Here is a 20,156-nt window from a genome sequence, read left to right as displayed (position 1 = left end):
ATTTCATGGCTGGCCGTAGTCGCGGGCTCCGAACAGGGCGGTACCGATCCGCACCCAGGTGGCGCCTTGGGCGATGGCCGACTCAAGGTCGTGGCTCATGCCCATGGAAAGTGTGTCCAGCGCCAGGTTCAAACTGGCTTGCAGCTCGCGCACGGTAGCGAAGGCTGCATCTTGCGCGGCGCGCTCTTCGGTCGGCTCGGGGATTGCCATCAGGCCACGCAGCTTCAGGCGCGGCAGGGCGCTGATAGCATTGGCCAGGGCTGGCAGGTCGGCGGGTGTACAGCCGGACTTGCTGGCTTCGCCGCTGACGTTGACCTGGATGCAGATGTTCAGCGGTGGCAGGTCGGCCGGGCGTTGTTCGGACAGGCGTTGTGCAATTTTGAGGCGATCCACGGAATGCACCCAGGCGAAGTTCTCGGCGATAGCGCGCGTCTTGTTCGATTGAATGGGGCCGATGAAGTGCCAACTCAAGGGCAGGTCGGTTAATTCGGCCTGTTTGCCCAGGGCTTCCTGCAGATAGTTCTCGCCAAAGTCGCGCATGCCGGCGGCATAGGCTTCGCGCACTGCCTGCGCGGGTTTGGTCTTGCTCACGGCCAGCAGGTGGATGCTGCTTGCGTCACGTTGCACGGCGTCGGCAGCGGCGCGGATGCGCTGGCTAACCTGGCCGATGTTGTCTGCTATCGTCGACATTCAAGATGCGCCCGTGGATATGGAGTCCGCGGCATTCTACTGGAAATGGAAAGCCCTATGGATATCACTGAATTACTCACGGCCAGCGTGTGCCGTGGCGCCTCCGACCTGCATTTGTCCGCCGGCCTGGCGCCGATGCTGCGGGTGGATGGCGAGGTCTGGCCGCTGGATGGGCCGGTGCTTTCACCCCCGCAAGTGGCGGACTTGTTGAGCCCATTGCTCAATCAGCACCAACAAAAGGATTTCGAAACATCTCTTGAAACGGATTTTGCCTTCGAGCTGCCCGGTGTCGCGCGGTTCCGCGCCAATGTGTTCCGGCAGGACCGTGGCATGGGCGCGGTGTTTCGTGCCATCCCGTCCGAGGTCCAAAGCCTGGAGCGCCTCGGCCTGGGGGAAGTATTCCAGCGTATTGCCCAACTGCCGCGCGGCCTGGTACTGGTGACCGGCCCCACCGGCTCGGGCAAGTCCACCACCCTGGCGGCGATGATCGATTTTCTCAATCGGCATCGGCGCCAGCACATCCTGACCCTGGAAGATCCCATCGAATTTATCCACACGCCGAAAATGGCGTTGATCAATCAACGCCAGGTGCACCGCGATACCCACAGCTTTTCCGTTGCCCTGCGCTCGGCGCTCCGGGAAGACCCGGACGTGATCCTGGTGGGTGAACTGCGCGACTTGGAAACCATCCGCCTGGCCCTGACGGCGGCTGAGACCGGGCACCTGGTGTTCGGCACCTTGCACACCTCGTCGGCGGCAAAGACCGTGGATCGGCTGGTGGACGTGTTTCCGGCGGGGGAAAAGGCCATGATCCGCTCGATGCTGTCGGAGTCGTTGCAGGCGGTGGTGTCCCAGGTGCTGGTGAGGAAGATCGGCGGCGGGCGTGTGGCGGCCCATGAAATCATGCTGGGCACGCCGGCTATCCGCAATCTGATCCGTGAGGACAAGGTGGCGCAGATGGTCTCGGCCATACAGACCGGTGGGGCGTTGGGGATGAAGACGCTGGATATGAGCTTGAGGGCGTTGGTCGGGGAGGGGGTGATCAGTCGGGAAGAGGCGCAGCAGAAGGCGAGGGTGCCTGGGGATATATGAAGCTCCAAATGAGGGAGAGGGCTTGCCTCCGATAGCAGTGGATCAGTTAGCTTATTTGTAGCTGACCCACTGTAATCGGGGGCAAGCCCCCTCCCACATTGTTTATCGCATTCCAGCCTGGAATCAGCGCTGCACGACCCGCAGGTTGTTCTGCTCTTTAGGCAGTACCCGCTTGGCAATCACGTAGTTCTTGTCCCAGAACGGTTTCTTCAGCGTGTCGATGCTGACCGCTTTGCCACGGCGCGGTGCGTGGATGAAGCGGTCGTTGCCCAGGTAGATGGCAACGTGGTTAACCTGGCGACTCTTCAGTTTGAAGAACAGCAGGTCACCCGGTTTCAAGTCCTTGCGATCAACCTTCTGCCCGTGGCCAGCGGCCATGGCGTTGGAAGTGCGCGGCAAATCCACAGCGGCGACGTCGTTGAACGCATATTTCACCAAACCGCTGCAGTCGAACCCTTTACTTGGGCTGCTGCCGCCCCAACGATAAGGAGTACCGAGCACGTTGACGGCGCGGCTAAGCACGGTGCTGCTCTGCTTGGTGTTGACGCCTACCAGGCCGGCCGTGGCTTTACCGTGGGCCTTGCTCAGTTGAGTCGGGCGGTTGACGGTCAGCTTGACCGACTTGGCGGTGCTTGGCGTGCTGTGGACTTTAGGGGTGAAACCGTTAACGTTGGGAAGTCGTTGCTCACGATTGGTGGCGTGGGCGGCCAGTGGCATTAATAGGCAAATGGTTAGCCATGTCTTGAAAAATGGTCGCATTAGGCGTGGCTCTTATGGGTTTGCGCGCAACTTTATAACAGCTTTTTGTGTCGTTCTCAGGCCGTTTGTCGACTGAACCTTGACGTCAAAATCAGGAAAAACGCGACGATTCGCCGCAATTGTCCTACACAAGTCAGGTGGCATAAGGCTTTCAGGGCAGGGAAGATACCATTTGCCGTACGTCGGGCGCCCGTAAAAAAGTCACAAAGAAAATGAAAAAATTTATCTATCGAGGCAAAAGAGGTACGCGATGAACACCTATCAGCAGATTGGCGAGCAGCAAGACACTCACAGCAAGGTGATCGGTTACCTGCTGTGGATTTTCGGTTTTACCGGAGCGCACCGCTTCTATTACGGCAAGCCGGTGACCGGTACGATCTGGTTTTTCACCTTTGGCTTGCTGGGTATCGGCTGGCTGATCGACCTGTTCCTGATCCCGGCCATGGACCGTGAAGCGGACCTGCGATTTACCGCCGGGCCTATCGAATACAACGTGGCCTGGATTCTGCTGGCGTTTCTCGGGGTGTTTGGCGTGCACCGCATGTACCAGGGCAAATGGATCTCCGGCCTGATCTACCTGCTGACCGGCGGTTTGTTCCTGGTGGGGGTGCTGTATGACTTCTGGACGTTGAATACGCAGATATCGATCCGCAATGCCGAGCGCAACAGCGGTCGCTGATCTTTAACTTCTGGTGGAGATCAAGATGTGGGAGGGGGCTTGCCCCCGATTGCAGTGGGTCAGCTACAGATAAGCTGACTGATCTACCGCTATCGGGGGCAAGCCCCCTCCCACATTGGATGTCTATCAGGCCTGGTAGGTGATGCGTCCATCCACCAGGGTGTAACGCACCGTCGCCGGCAGGCTGTGGCCGATGAACGGGCAGTTTTCACCCCTGGACAGCCAGTGTTCCCCGGCAACCGTGGAGCTGGCCGGATCAAACAGCACCAGATCCGCCGCCGAACCCACCGCCAACTTGCCCGCCGGCAGACGCAGGGCCTCGGCTGGGCCGCTGCTCAAGCGTGCCAACAATGTCGGCAAGTCCAGCAACCCATCCTCTACCAGCGTCATCGCCAGCGGCAGCAACAGTTCAACACTGCTGATACCCGGCTCTGTCGCGCCAAACGGTGCCAGCTTGGCATCCCGTTCATGGGGCTGGTGATGGCTGGAAATCGCCGAGACCACACCGGATTTCACCGCTGCGCGCAAACCGTCGCGGTCGGCCAGGGTGCGCAGGGGCGGTTGCACGTGGTACAGGCTGGAGAAGTCGATCAGCGCTTCGTCCGTCAGGATCAGTTGGTACAACGCCACATCCGCCGTCACCGGCAAGCCACGGGCCTGGGCCTGGGCGATCAAGGCCACGCCCCGCGCACTGGTCAACTGGCTGAAGTGCGCGCGCACGCCGCTTTGTTCCACCAGCAGCAGGTCACGGGCCAGGGCCACGGTCTCGGCGGTTTCCGGGATGCCCGGCAGGCCGAGGAAGCTGGCCACGGCGCCTTCATGGGCCAGGCCGCCTTCGGCAAGGTCACGGTCCTGGGAATGGAAGATCACCGTCAGGTCGAAAGTGGCCGCGTACTCCAGGGCACGTAACAGCGTGCGGGTGCTGCGAAAGCTTTCCAGACCGTTGCCGAAGGCCACGCAACCGGCGTCGCGCAGGGCGATCAGCTCGGCGAGTTGTTCGCCTTCCAGGCCCTTGCTCAGTGCGCCGATTGGGAACACTTTGCAGTTGCCGGCTTCACGGGCGCGGTCGAGGATCAGCTCAGTCACCGCCGAGGTGTCCAGCACCGGCTTGGTGTGCGGTGGGCAGCACAGGCTAGTCACGCCACCGGCGGCGGCGGCGCGGGTTTCGCTGGTGATGTTGCCCTTGCGGCTGTAACCCGGCTCGCGCAGTGCGACGTTCAGGTCGACCAGGCCAGGCGCGGCCACCAGGCCTTTGGCGTCGATGGTCTCGCTGGCGTTGAAGCCTGCGGGCGCGGCGCCAATGGCAATGATCTTGCCGGCTTCCAGATGCAGATCGGTAACTTGATCCAGGCCACTGGCCGGATCGATGACGCGGGCGCCGAGGATGCTGAGCTTCACTGGGCGTTCTCCTGCTCGAATTGACGTTGCGCGGTTTGCCCGCTCATGGCCATGGACAGCACGGCCATGCGTACGGCGATGCCGTAGGTCACCTGGTTGAGGATCACCGACTGCGGACCGTCGGCCACCGCCGACTCAATCTCCACGCCACGGTTGATCGGGCCAGGGTGCATCACGATGGCATCCGGCTTGGCGCCGGCCAGGCGTGCGGTGGTCAGGCCGAACAGGCGGAAGAACTCGCCTTCGCTCGGCAGCAGGCCACCGGTCATGCGCTCGCGTTGCAGGCGCAGCATGATCACCACGTCCACGTCCTTCAGGCCTGCAGCCATGTCGGTGTAGACCTTCACGCCGTACTGTTCGATACCGATGGGCAGCAAAGTTTTCGGCGCGATCACGCGGATATCCGGGCAACCCAGGGCTTTGAGGGCCAGCATGTTCGAGCGCGCGACCCGCGAGTGCAGGATGTCGCCGACGATCGCCACCGAGAGGTTTACAAAGCTGCCCTTGTGCCGACGGATGGTGAGCATGTCGAGCATGCCTTGGGTCGGGTGGGCGTGGCGGCCGTCACCGCCGTTGATGATCGCCACCTGCGGGCACACATGCTCGGCGATGAAGTGTGCAGCGCCGGAGTCGCCGTGGCGTACCACGAACATGTCGGCGGCCATGGCTTCCAGGTTGCGCAGGGTGTCGAGCAGGGTTTCGCCCTTGCTCGCCGATGAGGTGGACACGTTCAGCGTGATCACGTCGGCCGACAGCCGCTGGGCCGCCAGTTCGAAGGTGGTGCGGGTGCGGGTGGAGTTCTCGAAGAACACGTTGCAGATGGTCTTGCCGCGCAACAGCGGGACCTTCTTCACCGCCCGGCCACCGACTTCGAGAAACGAGTCGGCGGTGTCGAGGATTTCGGTGAGCAGTTCGCGGGGCAAACCGTCGAGGGACAAGAAGTGTTGCAACTGGCCCTGAGCATTGAGCTGCAGCGGGCGCTTGGCATCTAGAGGCGTCATCGCGGGGACTCTTTACAAGGCGGTTTAAAGGGCAAGGTCTTGCAGTTCGAGTGCGAGCGGCGTGGGACCGAGCAATTTTACCCGTTGATGGGCTTCAAGCGACAGGGTGGCGCCGACTACGTCCGGGCTGATCGGCAATTCGCCGGCGTCCAGGTCCAGCAGGCACACCAGGGTCACGCTGGCCGGGCGGCCGTAGTCGAACAGTTCGTTCATGGCGGCGCGGATGGTGCGGCCGCTCATCAATACGTCGTCGATCAGCACCAGGTGCTGGCCTTCGATCTCGAACGGCAGGGCCGACGGGCGCACTTGCGGGTGCAGGCCGTTCTGGCTGAAGTCGTCGCGGTAGAAGGACACGTCCAAGGTGCCCAGGGGCGACTCGCTGCCCAGTGCTTCCAGCAGCGCCTGGGCCACCCACACACCGCCGGTGCGAATGCCGATGAAGCGTGGCTCGCTGATGTTGCGGTGTTGCAGATGGGCCGTGAGGCTGGTGGCCATCTGGCTGATCAGTTCGGCGGGGTTCGGCAGGCTCATGGGGGCTCCTTCTAGGCCTCGCGCAGGCAAGGACCGGGCTCAAACGTAAAAAGACGCGGCAAGCCGCGTCAGTCAGGATTCAAATAAAGCGGTGTTTTCATCCAGCCAGCCCTGCAACAGCAGGGCGGCGGCGATGGCGTCTACCGGGTTGTCGCGGTAGCTGCCCTTTTGTCCGCCACGGTCACGGCGCTCGCCCTTGGCTTCAAAGGTGGTGAGGCGTTCGTCGTGGGTATAGAAGGGCAGGTTGTAGCGGCCATTGAGTCGGCGGGCGAATTTTTCGGCGCGCAGGCACATGTCGCTGGGGGTGCCGTCCATGTTCAGGGGTAGCCCGACCACGACCGCGTCGGGCTTCCACTCTTTTATGAGGGCCTCGACCTGGTTCCAGTCCGGCACGCCATTCTGGGCTTTCAAGGTACACAACTCGCGGGCCTGGCCGGTGATCACCTGGCCGACCGCTACGCCGATCTGTTTGGTGCCGTAGTCAAAGCCAAGGATCAGACGCAAAGCCATCAGGCGTGCCCCGCCTGGCTGGTCAGCAGGTTGAGGTTGATTCCTAGCGTCGCCGCCGCTGCGTCCAGGCGCAGTTCGCTGACGGTGTTGAACAGGATGTCGGCGTCGAACGGGCAGGTCAGCCAGGCATTGCTGGCCAGTTCTGCCTCCAGTTGGCCGGCTTCCCAGCCCGCGTAGCCGAGGGTGATCACGCTTTGCTCAGGGCCCACGCCATCGGCGATGGCGAACAACACGTCCTGGGAAGTGGACAGCGATACGCCGTCAAGATCGACCGTGGTCTGGAACTTCGGCCCGGTGGGGTGCAGCACAAAGCCGCGATCGGTCTGCACCGGCCCACCAATATAGATCGGCACGCCCTGGCAACGGGCCGGCGGGTCGATCTCGGGGCGCAGTTGCTCAAGGATATCCGCCAAATTCAGCGCCTGCGGGCGGTTAACTACCAACCCCATCGCACCCTTGGCGGTGTGCTCGACGATGTAGGTCAAGGTTTGCGCAAAGTTCGGGTCGGCCATATGGGGCATGGCGATCAGGAAGTGGTGCTTGAGGTAGGTCGGGCTGACATTTTTCATGTCCGCTAGTGTGGCGGGGGAGGGGCGAACTGACAAGCTGGTGATGTGCCACAGGCGGCAATTGTCATCAATTGCTCGACAGCCGATCGCCCTTGGCAAATTTCCAGGTGCGGATGATTTCCAGGCGGTCGACGTCGTTCAAGTCGCCGCTGAACGGCGCAAAGGGCGCGGCCAGGCGCACGATACGCTGGGCGGCCTGGTCCAGCAGCGGCTGGCCGGAGGACTCCAGCACTTGCACTTCATATAACGTGCCGTCGCGGTTGATTGACACCAATAGACGCAAATTCCCGTAAATCTGCTGGCGTCGGGCTTCCTCCGGGTAATTGAGGTTGCCGATACGCTCGACCTTCTTGCGCCATTCGTCCTTATACCAGGCGCCTTTGTCGCGCATGGTCGAGGCGGCATTCAGCCGGTAGATGCGCGGGCGCTTGGCGTACAGCTGCTGTTCATTGGCCAGTTCGGCTTCGAGGCTGGAGATTTCGTCGGACAGGGTCGAGCTGTCGAAAGTCGGCGCCGGTTTTACGGGCTCGGGCGTGGGTTCGGTCTTGGTTTTTTCGCGTTGGGCCGGGGCTTTCTGCGGTTTGGGGGCGATGGTGGTCACGGCGGGCTTGGGCGCTGCCTGCTTGATCTCCGGTTTGGGCGCCGGTGGCGGGGTGACTTTGTTGACCTTGTTGTCCTGGAACGGCGCCACTTCGGTGGTCTTGGGCACGGCTTTCTTGTCGAGGGTGCCGCTGCCCTGCTGGTTGTCCTGGGCGAGGAAGTCGGCCTTTTCGGGCTTCTTTTCGCTCTTGAACGTGGCAAGGGTGATTTCTAGGGTCTGGGTGATTTGCTTGGGTTCGACCATGGTAAAGCCCACGCCGAGGATCAGGGCCAAGTGAATCAACGCCGCCAGGAACAGGGTAAATCCGAGCCGATCAGCCGGGCGCACGCCGCTGTGGGAGAGTTCGGGGGGTAGCTCGGACGGGAGTGTCATGACAAAAAAACCAACATCGCGCGTTTCACAGGTGGGGCATGATAGCGCAATGTTGGTGCGTGTCCGGCTGTTCTATATCACTTGGCTTGCAGCTTGCGCTCAATGGCAGCCATCAACATTTCGCCGATGTTCGTGCCAAATGCGTTGTCGATCTCGCGAATGCAGGTGGGGCTGGTGACGTTGATTTCGGTGAGGTTCTCGCCGATCACATCCAGTCCCACGAACAGCAGGCCTTTTTCGCGCAGGGTCGGGCCAACCTGGGCGGCAATCCAACGGTCCTTGTCCGACAGAGGGCGGGCTTCACCCCGACCACCGGCTGCCAGGTTGCCACGGGTCTCGCCGGCGGCCGGGATGCGCGCCAGGCAGTAATCCACCGGCTCGCCGTCAATCATCAGGATGCGCTTGTCGCCGTCCTTGATCGCAGGCAGGTACGCCTGGCCCATGATCTGCTGGGTGCCCAGGGCGGTCAGGGTTTCCAGGATCACCGACAGGTTCGGGTCGCCTGCGCGGTGACGGAAGATCGAGGTGCCGCCCATGCCGTCCAGCGGCTTGAGGATCACATCGCCATGTTTGGCGGCGAATTCACGCAGCACGTCGGCGCGGCGGCTGACCACGGTCGGCGGCGTGCACTGTGGGAACAGGGTGGCAAACAGCTTTTCGTTGCAGTCGCGCAGGCTCTGCGGCTTGTTGACGATCAGCACGCCGGCGCGCTCGGCCTGCTCCAGCAGGTAGGTGGAGTAGACGAATTCCATGTCGAACGGCGGGTCCTTGCGCATCAGGATCACGTCCAGATCGCGCAGCGGGCTGTCGATTTCGTCTTGCAGTTCGAACCACTTTTCCGGGTTGGCAAACACCTGCAGCGGGCGCATGCGTGCACGGGCCTCGCCGTCGCCCTGGTAAAGATCGCGCTGCTCCATATAGAACAGGGTCCAGCCGCGGGCCTGGGCGGCCAGGAGCATGGCCAGCGAGCTGTCCTTTTTATAGGAAATGCTGGCGATAGGGTCCATGACAATGCCGACGCGAACGCTCATGGGGGATTTCCTCTAGCAAATAAGGGCGCATAAAAGTGGCGTCAGAGTGGCGCTGCGGCTGTTGTGGGTCAAGGAAAAACCACCTGGCCGGTTGCTCGATAGATTGCACCCGGAGACTGTGCTAAAAAGACTGCCACGGCGCAGCAGCCCTTGAATTCCGAGGCTTGTGGCGTTCATCCTGTGCAACATCAGGCAGTACACACCGAAAACCGATTCGCTGTGGCGATGGCAGAGCAGATATGGAACAGCATTCCAACGCCTTGAGAGTGATGGTGATCGACGATTCGAAGACGATCCGCCGCACCGCCGAGACCTTGTTGAAGAACACGGGGTGCGATGTCATCACGGCCATCGACGGTTTCGACGCCCTGGCCCGGATCGTGGATCATCACCCGCACATTATTTTTGTCGACATCATGATGCCGCGCCTGGATGGCTATCAGACCTGCGCGCTGGTGAAGAACAACCCGGCGTTCAAGTCGATCCCGGTGATCATGCTGTCGTCCAAGGACGGCTTGTTCGACAAGGCCAAGGGGCGCATCGTGGGTGTCGATCAGTTTTTGACCAAGCCTTTCAGCAAGGAAGAACTGCTGGGCGCGATCAAGGCCTACGTGCCGGGGTTCGCCGTAGTAGAACAAGCACACTGACGCCGCCTCACAAGGGCCGGCGTCCACCTATGTAGTGGGGAAAACCATGGCACGTGTTCTGATCGTCGACGATTCGCCGACCGAAATGTACAAACTGACCGGCATGCTGGAAAAGCATGGCCACCAGGTCCTCAAGGCCGAAAACGGTGCGGATGGTGTGGCCCTGGCCCGCCAGGAAAAGCCCGACGCCGTGCTGATGGACATCGTGATGCCGGGCCTCAATGGCTTCCAGGCCACCCGCCAGCTGTCCAAGGAGCCGGAAACCAACGGCATCCCGATCATCATCATCACCACCAAGGACCAGGAAACCGACAAGATCTGGGGCGCTCGCCAGGGCGCCAAGGACTACCTGACCAAACCGGTGGATGAAGAAACCCTGATCGCCACCCTGAACAAGGTGCTGGCCGGCTGACGGTTCGCCATCATGACCGAGTCGCAAACCGCCTTTGAGCTGCTGCTGGACATCGACCGCCGCTGTCGCCTGTTGGCCGCCGACCTGCCGTCCCAGGAAACCCGCCTGCAACGCTGGAGCGGGATCGGCTTTCGCCTGGGGCAGCACTGGTATGTGGCGCCCATGGGCGAAGTTGCCGAAGTCCTGCATGAACCGCGCTGCACGCTGATGCCCGGGGTCAAGGCCTGGGTCAAGGGTGTGGCTAACCTGCGTGGGCGCTTGTTGCCGGTGATGGACCTGGGCGGGTTCCTCGGCCTTGAGTTGTCCAAGGCGCGCAAACAGCGGCGCGTATTGGTGGTGGAATTCAACGATTTGTTTGTCGGGCTGCTGGTGGACGAGGTGATGGGGATGCAGCATTTCGCACAAGACGCACTGCTGGCGAGTGCCGCTCCCGGTGCACCGTATATCCAGGGGCGTTTCGAGGGCAACCCGCAGTGGCAGGTCTTCAGCCCCTTCGCCCTGGCCCAGGCCCCTGGCTTCATGGATGTTGCCGCATGACCACCGTTACCCCGCCAAAACCCCAGGCCGCTTCGCGCAGCCGCTCCCAGATCATCGTGCTGTTCATTGCACTGATCGTGTTCATCATGTTGCTGTTCGCCAACTTCGCGTACCTCAACACCCAGTCCACCTATGACAAGCAGTACATCGGCCACGCCGGTGAGCTGCGCGTGCTGTCCCAGCGCATCGCCAAGAACGCCACCGAAGCCGCTGCCGGCAAGGCCGCCGCGTTCAAGCTGCTGGGGGATGCGCGCAACGACTTCGCCCAGCGCTGGGGCTACCTGAAAAAAGGTGACCCGGAAACCGGCCTGCCGGCCGCGCCCAGTGCGGTACGTGCTGAAATGCGTGCGGTGCAGACCGACTGGGAAGCGCTGCTGAAAAACACCGACGCGATCCTCGCCAGCGAACAGACCGTGCTGTCCTTGCACCAGGTCGCGGCGACGCTGGCGGAAACCGTTCCGCAGTTGCAGGTGGAGTCGGAAAAGGTCGTCGACATTCTGCTGCAGCGCGGCGCCCCAGCCAGCCAGGTCGCCCTGGCCCAGCGCCAGTCGTTGCTGGCCGAGCGTATCCTGGGGGCGGTGAACACCGTACTGGCCGGCGACGAAACCGCCGTGCAGGCCGCCGACGCCTTCGGCCGCGATGCCAACCGCTTCGGCCAGGTGCTCAACGGCATGCTCCAGGGCAACCCCGGCCTGCGCATTACCCAGGTCGAAGACCGCGATGCCCGCGCGCGGCTGGCGGAAATCGCCGAGCTGTTCGAGTTTGTCTCAGGCTCCGTGGATGAAATCCTCGAAACCTCGCCGCAACTGTTCCAGGTACGTGCCTCGGCGAGCAACATCTTCAACCTGTCGCAAACCCTGCTCGATGAAGCTTCGCACCTGGCCACCGGTTTCGAAAACCTGGCCGGCGGGCGCAGCTTCGACACCATCGGCGGCTATGTGCTGGGCCTGCTGGCGCTGACCTCGATCATCCTGATCGGCCTGGTGATGGTGCGCGAGACCAATCGCCAACTGCATGAAACCGCCGAGAAGAACGAGCGCAATCAGAACGCGATCATGCGCCTGCTGGATGAAATCGAAGACCTGGCCGACGGCGACCTCACCGTGACGGCCTCGGTGACCGAAGACTTCACCGGCACCATCGCCGACTCCATCAACTATTCCGTCGACCAGTTGCGCGACCTGGTCGCCACCATCAACCTCACCGCCGGGCAAGTCGCTGGTGCAGTGCAGGACACCCAGGCCACTGCCATGCACTTGGCCCAGGCGTCTGAGCACCAGGCCCAGCAGATTGCCGAGGCCTCAACGGCGATCAACCAGATGGCCCAGTCCATCGACCAGGTATCGGCCAACGCCGCCGAATCCTCGGCGGTGGCGGAGCGCTCGGTGGAAATTGCCAACAAGGGCAACGAGGTGGTGCACAACACCATCCACGGCATGGACAACATTCGCGAACAGATCCAGGACACCGCCAAGCGCATCAAACGCCTGGGCGAGTCGTCCCAGGAGATTGGCGACATCGTCAGCCTGATCGATGACATTGCCGACCAGACCAACATCCTCGCCCTCAACGCGGCGATCCAGGCGAGCATGGCCGGGGATGCCGGGCGCGGCTTTGCGGTGGTGGCCGATGAAGTGCAGCGCCTGGCCGAGCGCTCGTCGGCGGCGACCCGGCAGATTGAAACCCTGGTGCGGGCGATCCAGGCCGACACCAACGAAGCGGTGATTTCCATGGAGCAGACCACCACCGAAGTGGTGCGCGGCGCACGGCTGGCCCAGGATGCCGGGGTGGCGCTGGAAGAGATCGAGGGCGTGTCGAAAACCCTGGCGGCGCTGATCCAGAGCATCTCCAACGCGGCGCAGCAGCAGACGAGTTCGGCGGGGCAGATCTCCCTCACCATGAACGTGATCCAGCAGATCACCACCCAGACCTCGTCGGGCTCCACGGCCACCGCCGAAAGCATCGGCAATTTGGCGAAGATGGCCAGCCAGTTGCGACGGTCGGTGTCGGGGTTCACCCTCCCGCCCGCAAAGCAGGTTGATGATTGAAATGCAGTGTCAATGTGGGAGGGGGCTTGCCCCCGATAGCAGTGGGTCAGTCACCCAATCTTTGACTGATGCACCGCCATCGGGGGCAAGCCCCCTCCCACATTTGATCTCTATCTGTCTTGAGACCTCGCACCACCAGCAACCCATGAATTCCAAGCGGAGCAGTTATGGTTGATCGGCACGACTACGTGGCCCTCGAATGGGTCAAGGGCGACATTGCCGAAACCCTGAAACAGGCCCGTTCGGCGCTCGATGCGTACGTCGAAACCTCCGACGGCGATGCGATCGGCGAGTGCCTGGCGTGTGTCCATCAAGTGCATGGCGCCCTGCAAATGGTCGAGTTCTATGGCGCGGCCCTGCTCGCCGAAGAAATCGAAGCACTGGCCCTGGCTCTGCAAGCGGGCCATGTGAGCCAGCGCGACGAAAGCATCCGCCTGCTGCAACAGGCCCTCAACCAATTGCCGTTGTATCTGGACCGTGTGCACAGCGCCCGGCGTGACCTGCCGCTGGTGGTGTTGCCATTGCTCAACGACCTACGCAGCGCGCGCGGTGAAAGCCTGCTGTCGGAGACCAGCCTGTTCAGTCCGCAACTGTTGACGATCGCCCCGTTGCCCGACGAAGCCCTGGCCCAACGCGCCGTACCCGACCTGAAAGAGCAACTGCGCCAGTGGCACCAACTGCTGCAACAGGCCTTGGCCGGGTTGCTGCGCGAAGACCACGGCCCCAGCAACCTGGAAGACATGGCGCGGGTGTTCGCGCGCCTCGAAGCCTTGTGCCAGGGCGCGCCGTTGTTGCCGCTGTGGCAAGTCACCTCGGCGCTGGTCGAAGGTATGCTCACCGGTGTGATCGCCAACAGCCCGGCGCTACGCAGCCTGCTCAAGGCCAGTGATAAACAGCTCAAGCGCCTGCTGGCCCAAGGCATCGGCGGGATCAACCAGCCGGCGCCGGATGAACTGCTCAAGAGCCTGTTGTTTTACGTCGCCAAGGTCACTCGGCCGACGCCGCGCATGCAAAGCTTGAAGGAACGCTACGGCCTGGATGAAGCCCTGCCCGACAGCGCGGTGGTCGACGCCGAGCGCGCACGCCTGGCCGGGCCGGACCGCAATGCGATGGGGTCGGTACTCGGTGCCTTGTGCGAAGAACTGGTACGGGTCAAGGAGCGCCTCGACTTGTTCGTGCGCAGCGACCGTCAACACACCAGCGACCTGGATGCACTGCTCGCACCGCTGCGGCAGATCGCCGACACCCTGGCGGTGCTGGGCTTCGGCCAGCCGCGCAAAGTCATCATCGACCAACTCGCCGTGGTGCTGAGCCTGGCTCAGGGCCAACGCGAGCCCAACGACGCGGTGCTGATGGACGTCGCCGGCGCCTTGCTCTACGTCGAAGCCACGCTGGCCGGCATGGTTGGCACCGTCGAGCCGGAGAGCCGCGAAGAAAGCCGCCTGCCCACCACCGACCTGACCCAGATTCACCAATTGGTGATTCGCGAGTCCTGCCAGTGCCTCAAGCAAGCCAAGGAACTGGTGATCGACTGCATCGAAGCCGATTGGGACCGTCAGCGCCTGGAGTCCCTGCCCGAGCTGCTGAGCCAGGTGCGCGGTGCCCTGGCGATGATCCCGTTGCCTCGCGCAGCGAGCCTGATGCGCGGGTGCACGGATTACGTCGACGAACAGTTGATGGGCAGCGACGCGCCACCGTCCGAGATGCAATTGGCGCATTTCGCCGACGTGATCAGCAGCCTGGAGTACTACCTCGAACGCATGCTCCAGGACCCCGATGCTGCAGGTGAGCGCGTGCTGGAGCTGGCCACCCAAAGCTTGGCGGCGCTGGGTTACCTGCCTGCCGAGAAACCCTGGCGCCAGGCGTTGGTTGCACCGGATGGCGCACTGCCGGCCGAACTCGCGCCGAGCCAATCCCAATTCGACGCCCTGGCCAGTCCGACGTCGCGCCTCAACCCGCCGGCCCTGCAACGTCCCGGCAGCCTGCTGCCGCCGCCCGACGACGAGGAGCCCATCGACGACGAACTGCGCGAAGTCTTCCTCGAAGAGACCGACGAAGTCCTCGAGGTGCTGCACCGTTACCTGCCCAACTGCGCGGACAAAACCGCCCAGGGTGAAATGCGCCGTGCTTTCCACACCCTCAAGGGCAGCGGCCGGATGGTGCGCGCCCTGGTCTTGGCCGAGCTGGCCTGGGCCATGGAAAACCTGCTCAACCGTGTGCTGGAGCGCAGCGTGGTGCTCGGCCCCGAGGTGCAGCAGGTGCTGGATGAAGCGGTGGCCCTGCTGCCGGAATTGATTGCTGACTTTGCCATCGACGACCAGCGCCAACGCGATGAAGTCGACACCCTGGCCGCCCGCGCACACGCCTTGGCCAGTGGCACATCTGTGCCGGCCGCCGAGCCCCATGACCCGATGTTGCTGGAGATCTTCCGCAACGAAGCCCAGAGCCACCTGGACAGCCTCAACCACTTCCTGCAACAGGCCGCCGAGCATGTGCCGCTGCAAGTCAGCGATGAACTGCAACGTGCCCTGCACACCCTCAAGGGCAGCGCCTACATGGCCGGCGTGCTGCCCATCGCCGAACTGGCACGCCCGCTGGACCACCTGACCCGCGAATACAAGGCCCACCGCCTGCCGCTGGACCTGGATGAAGTGGAATTGCTGCTGGAAGCCGAAGGCCTGTTCCAGCGTGGGCTGCGCGACCTGGACAGTGATCCCTTGGCGCCGATCAACGGTGCAGAGGACCTGATCAAGCGCACGCAAAGCCTGCTGGACCAGCAGCTTGAAGCGCTGCTCGACGTGCGTATCAAGCGCGACCCGCAGCTGATCGCCAACTTCCTGGCCCAAGGCATGGACATCCTGCTCGACGCCGAGAGCCTGCTGCGCCGCTGGCAGCAGCACCCCGGCGAGCGCCAGGAGCTGACGGCACTGCTGGATGAGCTGACCACCCTGGGCGAAGGCGCGCACGTCGCGGATCTGCACGCCATCGACGAACTCTGCGAAGCCTTGCTGGATTTGTACGGGGCGGTAGAAGAAAGCAGCCTGGCGGTGAGCGAGCGGTTTTTCCACGAGGCTGAACAGGCCCATGAAGCGCTGATCAGCATGCTCGACCAACTGGCCGCCGGCCAGGAAATCAGCCCGGCGCCGGCGCGGGTCGAGGCCTTGCGCGAACTGCTGGATGAAGCCCTCGACCCGTCCGCCACCGGCTTGATCAAAAGTGACGGCAGCCGAGTGCTGAGCATTGCCGAACTGGGCGCCGCTACCCAGCAGTTGGATCACGAAATCACGATGGACGACGAGATCGTCGAGATCTTTCTCGAAGAAGCCGTGGACATCCTCGACAGCGCTGGCCAGTCGCTCAAGCGCTGGCTGCTAGAGCCCGACAGTGCTGCGCCGTTGTCGTCATTGCAGCGCGATCTGCACACCCTCAAAGGGGGGGCGCGCATGGCCGAAATCGGCCCGATTGGCGACCTGGCCCATGAGTTGGAATGCCTGTACGAAGGGTTGGTGGACCGTCGCTACAGTTACTCCGCCGAATTGTCCCAGGTGTTGATGGCCAGCCATGAGCGCCTCGCCTTGCAGCTTGAAGAGCTGCAGCATCACCAACCCTTGAGCGACAACGCAGAGCTGATCGCCAAGGTGCGGGCGCTGCGCCAAGGCAACGCGCCTGCCGCACCGGCCGCTGCGCCAGCGGCGTCGGGCGCCGACCCTGAACTGCTGGATATCTTCCTCGAAGAGGCGGCCGACATTCTCGACAGTTCCAGTGCGGCGCTGTCGCGCTGGCAGGCCGAGCCCGGCAATCGCCAGGAGGTGGAGACCCTGCTGCGTGACCTGCATACCCTCAAGGGCGGCGCGCGCATGGTCGAGATCGCGCCCATTGGCGACCTGGCCCACGAACTGGAATTTCTCTACGAAGGCCTGTCTGCCGGCCTGCTCGCGCCGTCGCCTGAGCTGTTTGCGTTGCTGCAAGGTTGCCACGACCGCCTGGCACAGATGATCGACGCCGTGGCGGACGGCTTGCCGGTCGGCTCGGTGGACAAGCTCATCGAGCGCATCAAAAGCCTGGTACACCCCAGCCAGGAGCCGGTGACGCCGGTGGCGTTGCCTGCGGGCAAGGCGGAGGCCGTCGTGGACCCGACTGCCGACATGGTGAAGATCTCCGCCGAGCTGCTGGATGATCTGGTCAACCTGGCCGGAGAAACCTCGATCTTCCGTGGCCGCATCGAGCAGCAGGTCAACGACGCACGCATCGCTCTTACGGAAGTGGAAACCACCCTCGAACGCATGCGTGACCAACTGCGGCGTCTCGACACCGAAACCCAGGGCCGTATCCTCAGCCGCCAGCAGGCCGAGGCCGAGCGCCTGGGCTACGAAGAGTTCGACCCGCTGGAGATGGACCGCCATTCGCAGTTGCAGCAACTGTCCCGCGCATTGTCCGAATCCGCTTCCGACCTGCTCGACCTCAAGGACACCCTGGAGCGCCGCAACGAGGACGCCCACGGCCTGCTGCAGCAACAGGCGCGCATCAATACCGAGTTGCAGGAAGGCCTGATGCGTACGCGCATGGTGCCGTTCGAACGCATGCTGCCACGCCTCAAGCGTATCGTGCGCCAGGTGGCGGGCGAGCTGGGCAAGGATGTGGAATTCATCGTCGGCAATGCCGAAGGCGAGATGGACCGCAACGTGCTGGAGCGCATGGCGGCGCCGTTGGAACACATGCTGCGCAATGCCGTTGACCACGGCCTGGAGTCCCGCGATGCACGGCTGCTGGCTGGCAAACCGGAGAAAGGCCGCATCACCCTGGACCTGACCCACGAAGGCGGCGATATCGTCTTCGACATGCGCGACGACGGCGCCGGCGTGCCGTTGGAAGCCGTGCGGCGTAAGGCGATCAAGCGTGGCCTGCTGGCCCCGAATCAGGAGATCAGCGACCGTGACGTGTTGCAGTTCATCCTGCAGCCGGGCTTCTCCACTGCTGAAAAGATCACGCAGATTTCCGGGCGCGGCGTGGGCATGGACGTGGTGCATGAAGAAGTGCGCCAGCTCGGTGGCTCGATGGTCATTGATTCGACCCCGGGCGAGGGTGTGCATTTCCGCATTCGCTTGCCGTTCACCGTGTCGGTCAACCGGGCGCTGATGGTGCAGTGCGCGGACGACCAATACGCGATCCCGCTCAATACCATCGAAGGCCTGGTGCGGGTACTGCCCCATGAGCTGGCCGGGCATTACCAGCAAGATCCGCCGTGTTATGAATACGCCGGCCAGCGTTACGAGCTGTTCTACCTGGGCGACCTGCTGCACAGCGTCAGCCGCCCGAAACTGCTGGGGCAGTATCAACCGGTGCCGGTACTGCTGGTGCAGTGCAATGAGCGGCATGTGGCCATCCATGTGGACGCCATGGCCGGTACGCGGGAGATTGTGGTCAAGGGCCTGGGGCCGCAGTTTGCCGGTGTGCAGGGGCTGTCCGGCGCGACGATCCTGGGCGATGGTCGTGTGGTGTTGATCATCGACTTGCTGGCGCATATCCGTGCGCGGCAGCCGGCATTGCCGGCTCAGTCGGTGGATTCGCCACTGATCCTCAACGACCCGCTGAAAAAACGCCCGTTGCTGGTGCTGGTGGTGGACGACTCGGTCACCGTGCGCAAAGTCACCAGCCGCCTGCTGGAGCGCAACGGCATGAACGTGCTCACCGCCAAAGACGGCATCGACGCGCTGGCGGTGCTTGAAGAACACACCCCGGACCTGATGCTGCTCGACATCGAAATGCCGCGCATGGACGGCTTCGAAGTGGCGACCCAGGTGCGCAACGACCCCCGGCTGATGCGTCTGCCGATCATCATGATCACCTCGCGCACCGGCCAGAAACACCGCGACCGCGCCATGGCCATTGGCGTCAACGACTACCTGGGCAAGCCGTACCAGGAATCGGTGCTGCTCGAAAGCATCGCCTACTGGAGCAAGTCCCATGCTTGACCACCGCACCAGCCAACTCACCGGCCTGCTGCTGCCCCTGGCCGACCGCCACCTGGTGCTGCCCAATGTCGCCATCGCCGAGTTGATCGACTTCCAGCGCGGCGAACCGGCCAGCGATGCTCCGCCGTGGTACCTGCGGCAAGTGACCTGGCGCGACCGGCAAATCCCGCTGATCAGCTTTGAAGCGGTGTGCGGCGAAGCGAGCGTGACCGGCGAACGCTCGCGCATCGTGGTGTTGAATGCATTGGGCGGGCGGCCGACGTTGAAGTTTATTGCGCTGGTGATCCAGGGCATTCCCCGGTCTTACAAGCTCGACAGTGAGTTGAGTTATGTGGACGTGCCGCTGTGCACGCTGGAACTGGCGGCGGTGCAGGTGGGCGAGCATGTGGCGAAGGTGCCGGATTTGCTCGGCCTGGAGGCACTGCTGGTAGAGTCCGGCCTGGCCTGATCCCTCATTCTCAATCCCAGTGAATATCAAAATGTGGGAGGGGGCTTGCCCCCGATTGCAATCTGTCAGTCACTGCATCTGGTGGCTGACCCACTGCTATCGGGAGCAAGTCGAATCGTCGTACCGCCCCTCCCACAATCCGTAGACGTCAATCAATCCGCGCAAACCGCTCAATCACCGGCTGCTCCCGATGCTCGGCCTGCCACAAGTCGTAGGCGCTTTGCATCGACAGCCATAACTGCCCAGTGCTCACACCTGCCCGCTCAAGCCGCACCGCCAAGTCAGGACTGACAGGCGCACGCCCATGCAAAATCCTCGAAAATGTCTCACGGGCGAATCCCAGGCGCCGGGCCATTTCGGTGATGGTGATGTTCAGGGCAGGGATTACATCTTCAAGCAGGATTTCACCTGGGTGAGGGGGGTTGTGCATGCCCATATCGATACCTCTACTCAGTGGTAATCAAGATAATCAACCAGTTCGACTTGGTCGTCGAACATCCGAAAAATGATGCGCCAGTTACCACTAATGCTGACAGACCAATAGTCGATCAGGTCGCCATTCAACCGATGGAAACGCCAACCAGGCAAGTTCAGTGCATCTGGACGTTCGGCTTTGTCCAGAATGAACAGAACGCGGCGTAAGCGCTTTGCATGATTTGCGTTGATTCCACTGGTCGAGCCTGTCTCATAGAAGACCCTGAGACCTTTGTGTTTCCAGCTGACGATCATGGCACGATTGTGATGTGATACATCACGCTCTGCAATGGCCTTGCATCGGTTTTAACGGTCGGCTTCATGATGTCTGTCCGCGGAACGATTCGGAGCGGAAAGGCTAGAGACACAGGTTCCGAGCAACAAC

Annotated in this window: 19 protein-coding genes; 8 read left to right on the top strand and 11 right to left on the bottom strand. The window is 62.6% G+C overall.

From position 1 onward, the window contains the following. Nucleotides 1-3 precede the first annotated feature (3 nt). Nucleotides 4-690, bottom strand: coding sequence for a YggS family pyridoxal phosphate-dependent enzyme (locus M2497_RS29675; protein WP_248485087.1), 687 nt, complete (start codon nt 688-690; stop codon nt 4-6). Between the two features lie 57 nt (nt 691-747). On the opposite strand from M2497_RS29675, the gene M2497_RS29670 reads away from it, so the two are divergent. Then, the gene (locus M2497_RS29670) at nt 748-1,782 is read left to right on the top strand and encodes a type IV pilus twitching motility protein PilT (RefSeq protein ID WP_248485085.1); all 1,035 of its coding nucleotides are present in this window, start codon (nt 748-750) and stop codon (nt 1,780-1,782) included. Nucleotides 1,783-1,905: 123 nt separating this feature from the next. On the opposite strand, the gene M2497_RS29665 is transcribed toward M2497_RS29670, so the two are convergent. Continuing rightward, nucleotides 1,906-2,541: a C40 family peptidase gene (locus M2497_RS29665; protein ID WP_058426558.1), complete on the bottom strand. Its 636-nt coding sequence runs from the start codon at nt 2,539-2,541 to the stop codon at nt 1,906-1,908. Between the two features lie 268 nt (nt 2,542-2,809). Between M2497_RS29665 and M2497_RS29660 the strand changes: the two genes are divergently transcribed. Continuing rightward, nucleotides 2,810-3,220, top strand: coding sequence for a TM2 domain-containing protein (locus tag M2497_RS29660; RefSeq protein ID WP_248488270.1), 411 nt, complete (start codon nt 2,810-2,812; stop codon nt 3,218-3,220). A 126-nt stretch (nt 3,221-3,346) separates the two neighbouring features. Here M2497_RS29660 and M2497_RS29655 read toward each other — a convergent pair whose 3' ends face one another. The 7 genes from M2497_RS29655 to gshB all read right to left on the bottom strand — a co-directional run bounded on the left by M2497_RS29655 (nt 3,347) and on the right by gshB (nt 9,233). Beyond that, on the bottom strand, nt 3,347-4,618 hold the full coding sequence (locus tag M2497_RS29655) for a dihydroorotase (protein WP_248485078.1): 1,272 nt from the start codon (nt 4,616-4,618) through the stop codon (nt 3,347-3,349). Next, on the bottom strand, nt 4,615-5,619 hold the full coding sequence (locus tag M2497_RS29650) for an aspartate carbamoyltransferase catalytic subunit (protein WP_248485071.1): 1,005 nt from the start codon (nt 5,617-5,619) through the stop codon (nt 4,615-4,617). The genes M2497_RS29655 and M2497_RS29650 overlap by 4 nt, the downstream gene beginning before the upstream one ends. A gap of 24 nt (nt 5,620-5,643) precedes the next feature. Further along, the gene (gene pyrR, locus M2497_RS29645) at nt 5,644-6,150 is read right to left on the bottom strand and encodes a bifunctional pyr operon transcriptional regulator/uracil phosphoribosyltransferase PyrR (RefSeq protein ID WP_248485069.1); all 507 of its coding nucleotides are present in this window, start codon (nt 6,148-6,150) and stop codon (nt 5,644-5,646) included. A gap of 72 nt (nt 6,151-6,222) precedes the next feature. After that, a complete protein-coding gene (gene ruvX / locus M2497_RS29640) occupies nt 6,223-6,660 on the bottom strand; it encodes a Holliday junction resolvase RuvX (RefSeq protein ID WP_003195067.1) in 438 nt (145 codons plus the stop codon). Continuing rightward, complete coding sequence (locus M2497_RS29635; RefSeq protein ID WP_248485067.1) at nt 6,660-7,229, bottom strand: YqgE/AlgH family protein; 570 nt, start codon at nt 7,227-7,229, stop codon at nt 6,660-6,662. The genes ruvX and M2497_RS29635 overlap by 1 nt, the downstream gene beginning before the upstream one ends. 67 nt (nt 7,230-7,296) lie before the next feature. Next, complete coding sequence (locus tag M2497_RS29630; protein WP_248485066.1) at nt 7,297-8,202, bottom strand: energy transducer TonB; 906 nt, start codon at nt 8,200-8,202, stop codon at nt 7,297-7,299. A 77-nt stretch (nt 8,203-8,279) separates the two neighbouring features. Then, on the bottom strand, nt 8,280-9,233 hold the full coding sequence (gshB, locus tag M2497_RS29625) for a glutathione synthase (protein ID WP_248485064.1): 954 nt from the start codon (nt 9,231-9,233) through the stop codon (nt 8,280-8,282). Between the two features lie 239 nt (nt 9,234-9,472). On the opposite strand from gshB, the gene pilG reads away from it, so the two are divergent. The 6 genes from pilG (at nt 9,473) to M2497_RS29595 (ending at nt 19,297) form a co-directional block, all read left to right on the top strand. Further along, nucleotides 9,473-9,880 carry a twitching motility response regulator PilG gene (pilG, locus tag M2497_RS29620; protein WP_071490365.1) on the top strand — a complete coding sequence of 136 codons (408 nt, stop codon included), beginning with the start codon at nt 9,473-9,475 and terminating at the stop codon, nt 9,878-9,880. 46 nt (nt 9,881-9,926) lie between these two features. Further along, on the top strand, nt 9,927-10,292 hold the full coding sequence (gene pilH, locus M2497_RS29615; RefSeq protein ID WP_014720320.1) for a twitching motility response regulator PilH: 366 nt from the start codon (nt 9,927-9,929) through the stop codon (nt 10,290-10,292). Nucleotides 10,293-10,304: 12 nt separating this feature from the next. Then, a complete protein-coding gene (locus M2497_RS29610; RefSeq protein ID WP_248485062.1) occupies nt 10,305-10,829 on the top strand; it encodes a chemotaxis protein CheW in 525 nt (174 codons plus the stop codon). Then, nucleotides 10,826-12,877 (top strand): methyl-accepting chemotaxis protein, encoded by a 2,052-nt coding sequence (locus tag M2497_RS29605; protein ID WP_248485060.1) that lies wholly within the window; start codon nt 10,826-10,828, stop codon nt 12,875-12,877. The genes M2497_RS29610 and M2497_RS29605 overlap by 4 nt, the downstream gene beginning before the upstream one ends. A gap of 167 nt (nt 12,878-13,044) precedes the next feature. After that, nucleotides 13,045-18,849, top strand: coding sequence for an Hpt domain-containing protein (locus M2497_RS29600; protein WP_248485059.1), 5,805 nt, complete (start codon nt 13,045-13,047; stop codon nt 18,847-18,849). Continuing rightward, complete coding sequence (locus M2497_RS29595; protein ID WP_248485058.1) at nt 18,842-19,297, top strand: chemotaxis protein CheW; 456 nt, start codon at nt 18,842-18,844, stop codon at nt 19,295-19,297. The genes M2497_RS29600 and M2497_RS29595 overlap by 8 nt, the downstream gene beginning before the upstream one ends. 148 nt (nt 19,298-19,445) lie before the next feature. Here the strand turns inward: M2497_RS29595 and M2497_RS29590 are convergent, their stop codons facing one another. Continuing rightward, nucleotides 19,446-19,733 (bottom strand): HigA family addiction module antitoxin, encoded by a 288-nt coding sequence (locus tag M2497_RS29590; protein ID WP_025857702.1) that lies wholly within the window; start codon nt 19,731-19,733, stop codon nt 19,446-19,448. Nucleotides 19,734-19,747: 14 nt separating this feature from the next. After that, the gene (locus M2497_RS29585) at nt 19,748-20,026 is read right to left on the bottom strand and encodes a type II toxin-antitoxin system RelE/ParE family toxin (protein ID WP_248485057.1); all 279 of its coding nucleotides are present in this window, start codon (nt 20,024-20,026) and stop codon (nt 19,748-19,750) included. Between the last annotated feature and the right edge of the window lie 130 nt (nt 20,027-20,156).

It is taken from the genome of Pseudomonas sp. CYM-20-01, assembly GCF_023169845.1.
GTDB lineage: Bacteria > Pseudomonadota > Gammaproteobacteria > Pseudomonadales > Pseudomonadaceae > Aquipseudomonas > Aquipseudomonas azotoformans.
Note: the sequence above shows the minus strand (reverse complement) of the source record. Positions and strands in the feature narration are given on the sequence as shown.

Excerpts from the sequence above, each read along its gene's own strand:
- M2497_RS29590 (WP_025857702.1), bottom strand. The coding sequence starts at position 19,733 with ATGGGCATGCACAACCCCCCTCACCCAGGTGAAATCCTGCTTGAAGAT.
- gshB (WP_248485064.1), bottom strand. The coding sequence starts at position 9,233 with ATGAGCGTTCGCGTCGGCATTGTCATGGACCCTATCGCCAGCATTTCC.
- M2497_RS29610 (WP_248485062.1), top strand. The coding sequence starts at position 10,305 with ATGACCGAGTCGCAAACCGCCTTTGAGCTGCTGCTGGACATCGACCGC.
- M2497_RS29665 (WP_058426558.1), bottom strand. The coding sequence starts at position 2,541 with ATGCGACCATTTTTCAAGACATGGCTAACCATTTGCCTATTAATGCCA.
- M2497_RS29635 (WP_248485067.1), bottom strand. The coding sequence starts at position 7,229 with ATGAAAAATGTCAGCCCGACCTACCTCAAGCACCACTTCCTGATCGCC.
- M2497_RS29670 (WP_248485085.1), top strand. The coding sequence starts at position 748 with ATGGATATCACTGAATTACTCACGGCCAGCGTGTGCCGTGGCGCCTCC.
- M2497_RS29675 (WP_248485087.1), bottom strand. The coding sequence starts at position 690 with ATGTCGACGATAGCAGACAACATCGGCCAGGTTAGCCAGCGCATCCGC.
- M2497_RS29585 (WP_248485057.1), bottom strand. The coding sequence starts at position 20,026 with ATGATCGTCAGCTGGAAACACAAAGGTCTCAGGGTCTTCTATGAGACA.
- pilG (WP_071490365.1), top strand. The coding sequence starts at position 9,473 with ATGGAACAGCATTCCAACGCCTTGAGAGTGATGGTGATCGACGATTCG.
- M2497_RS29630 (WP_248485066.1), bottom strand. The coding sequence starts at position 8,202 with ATGACACTCCCGTCCGAGCTACCCCCCGAACTCTCCCACAGCGGCGTG.
- M2497_RS29650 (WP_248485071.1), bottom strand. The coding sequence starts at position 5,619 with ATGACGCCTCTAGATGCCAAGCGCCCGCTGCAGCTCAATGCTCAGGGC.
- ruvX (WP_003195067.1), bottom strand. The coding sequence starts at position 6,660 with ATGGCTTTGCGTCTGATCCTTGGCTTTGACTACGGCACCAAACAGATC.
- pyrR (WP_248485069.1), bottom strand. The coding sequence starts at position 6,150 with ATGAGCCTGCCGAACCCCGCCGAACTGATCAGCCAGATGGCCACCAGC.
- M2497_RS29595 (WP_248485058.1), top strand. The coding sequence starts at position 18,842 with ATGCTTGACCACCGCACCAGCCAACTCACCGGCCTGCTGCTGCCCCTG.
- M2497_RS29600 (WP_248485059.1), top strand. The coding sequence starts at position 13,045 with ATGGTTGATCGGCACGACTACGTGGCCCTCGAATGGGTCAAGGGCGAC.
- M2497_RS29605 (WP_248485060.1), top strand. The coding sequence starts at position 10,826 with ATGACCACCGTTACCCCGCCAAAACCCCAGGCCGCTTCGCGCAGCCGC.
- pilH (WP_014720320.1), top strand. The coding sequence starts at position 9,927 with ATGGCACGTGTTCTGATCGTCGACGATTCGCCGACCGAAATGTACAAA.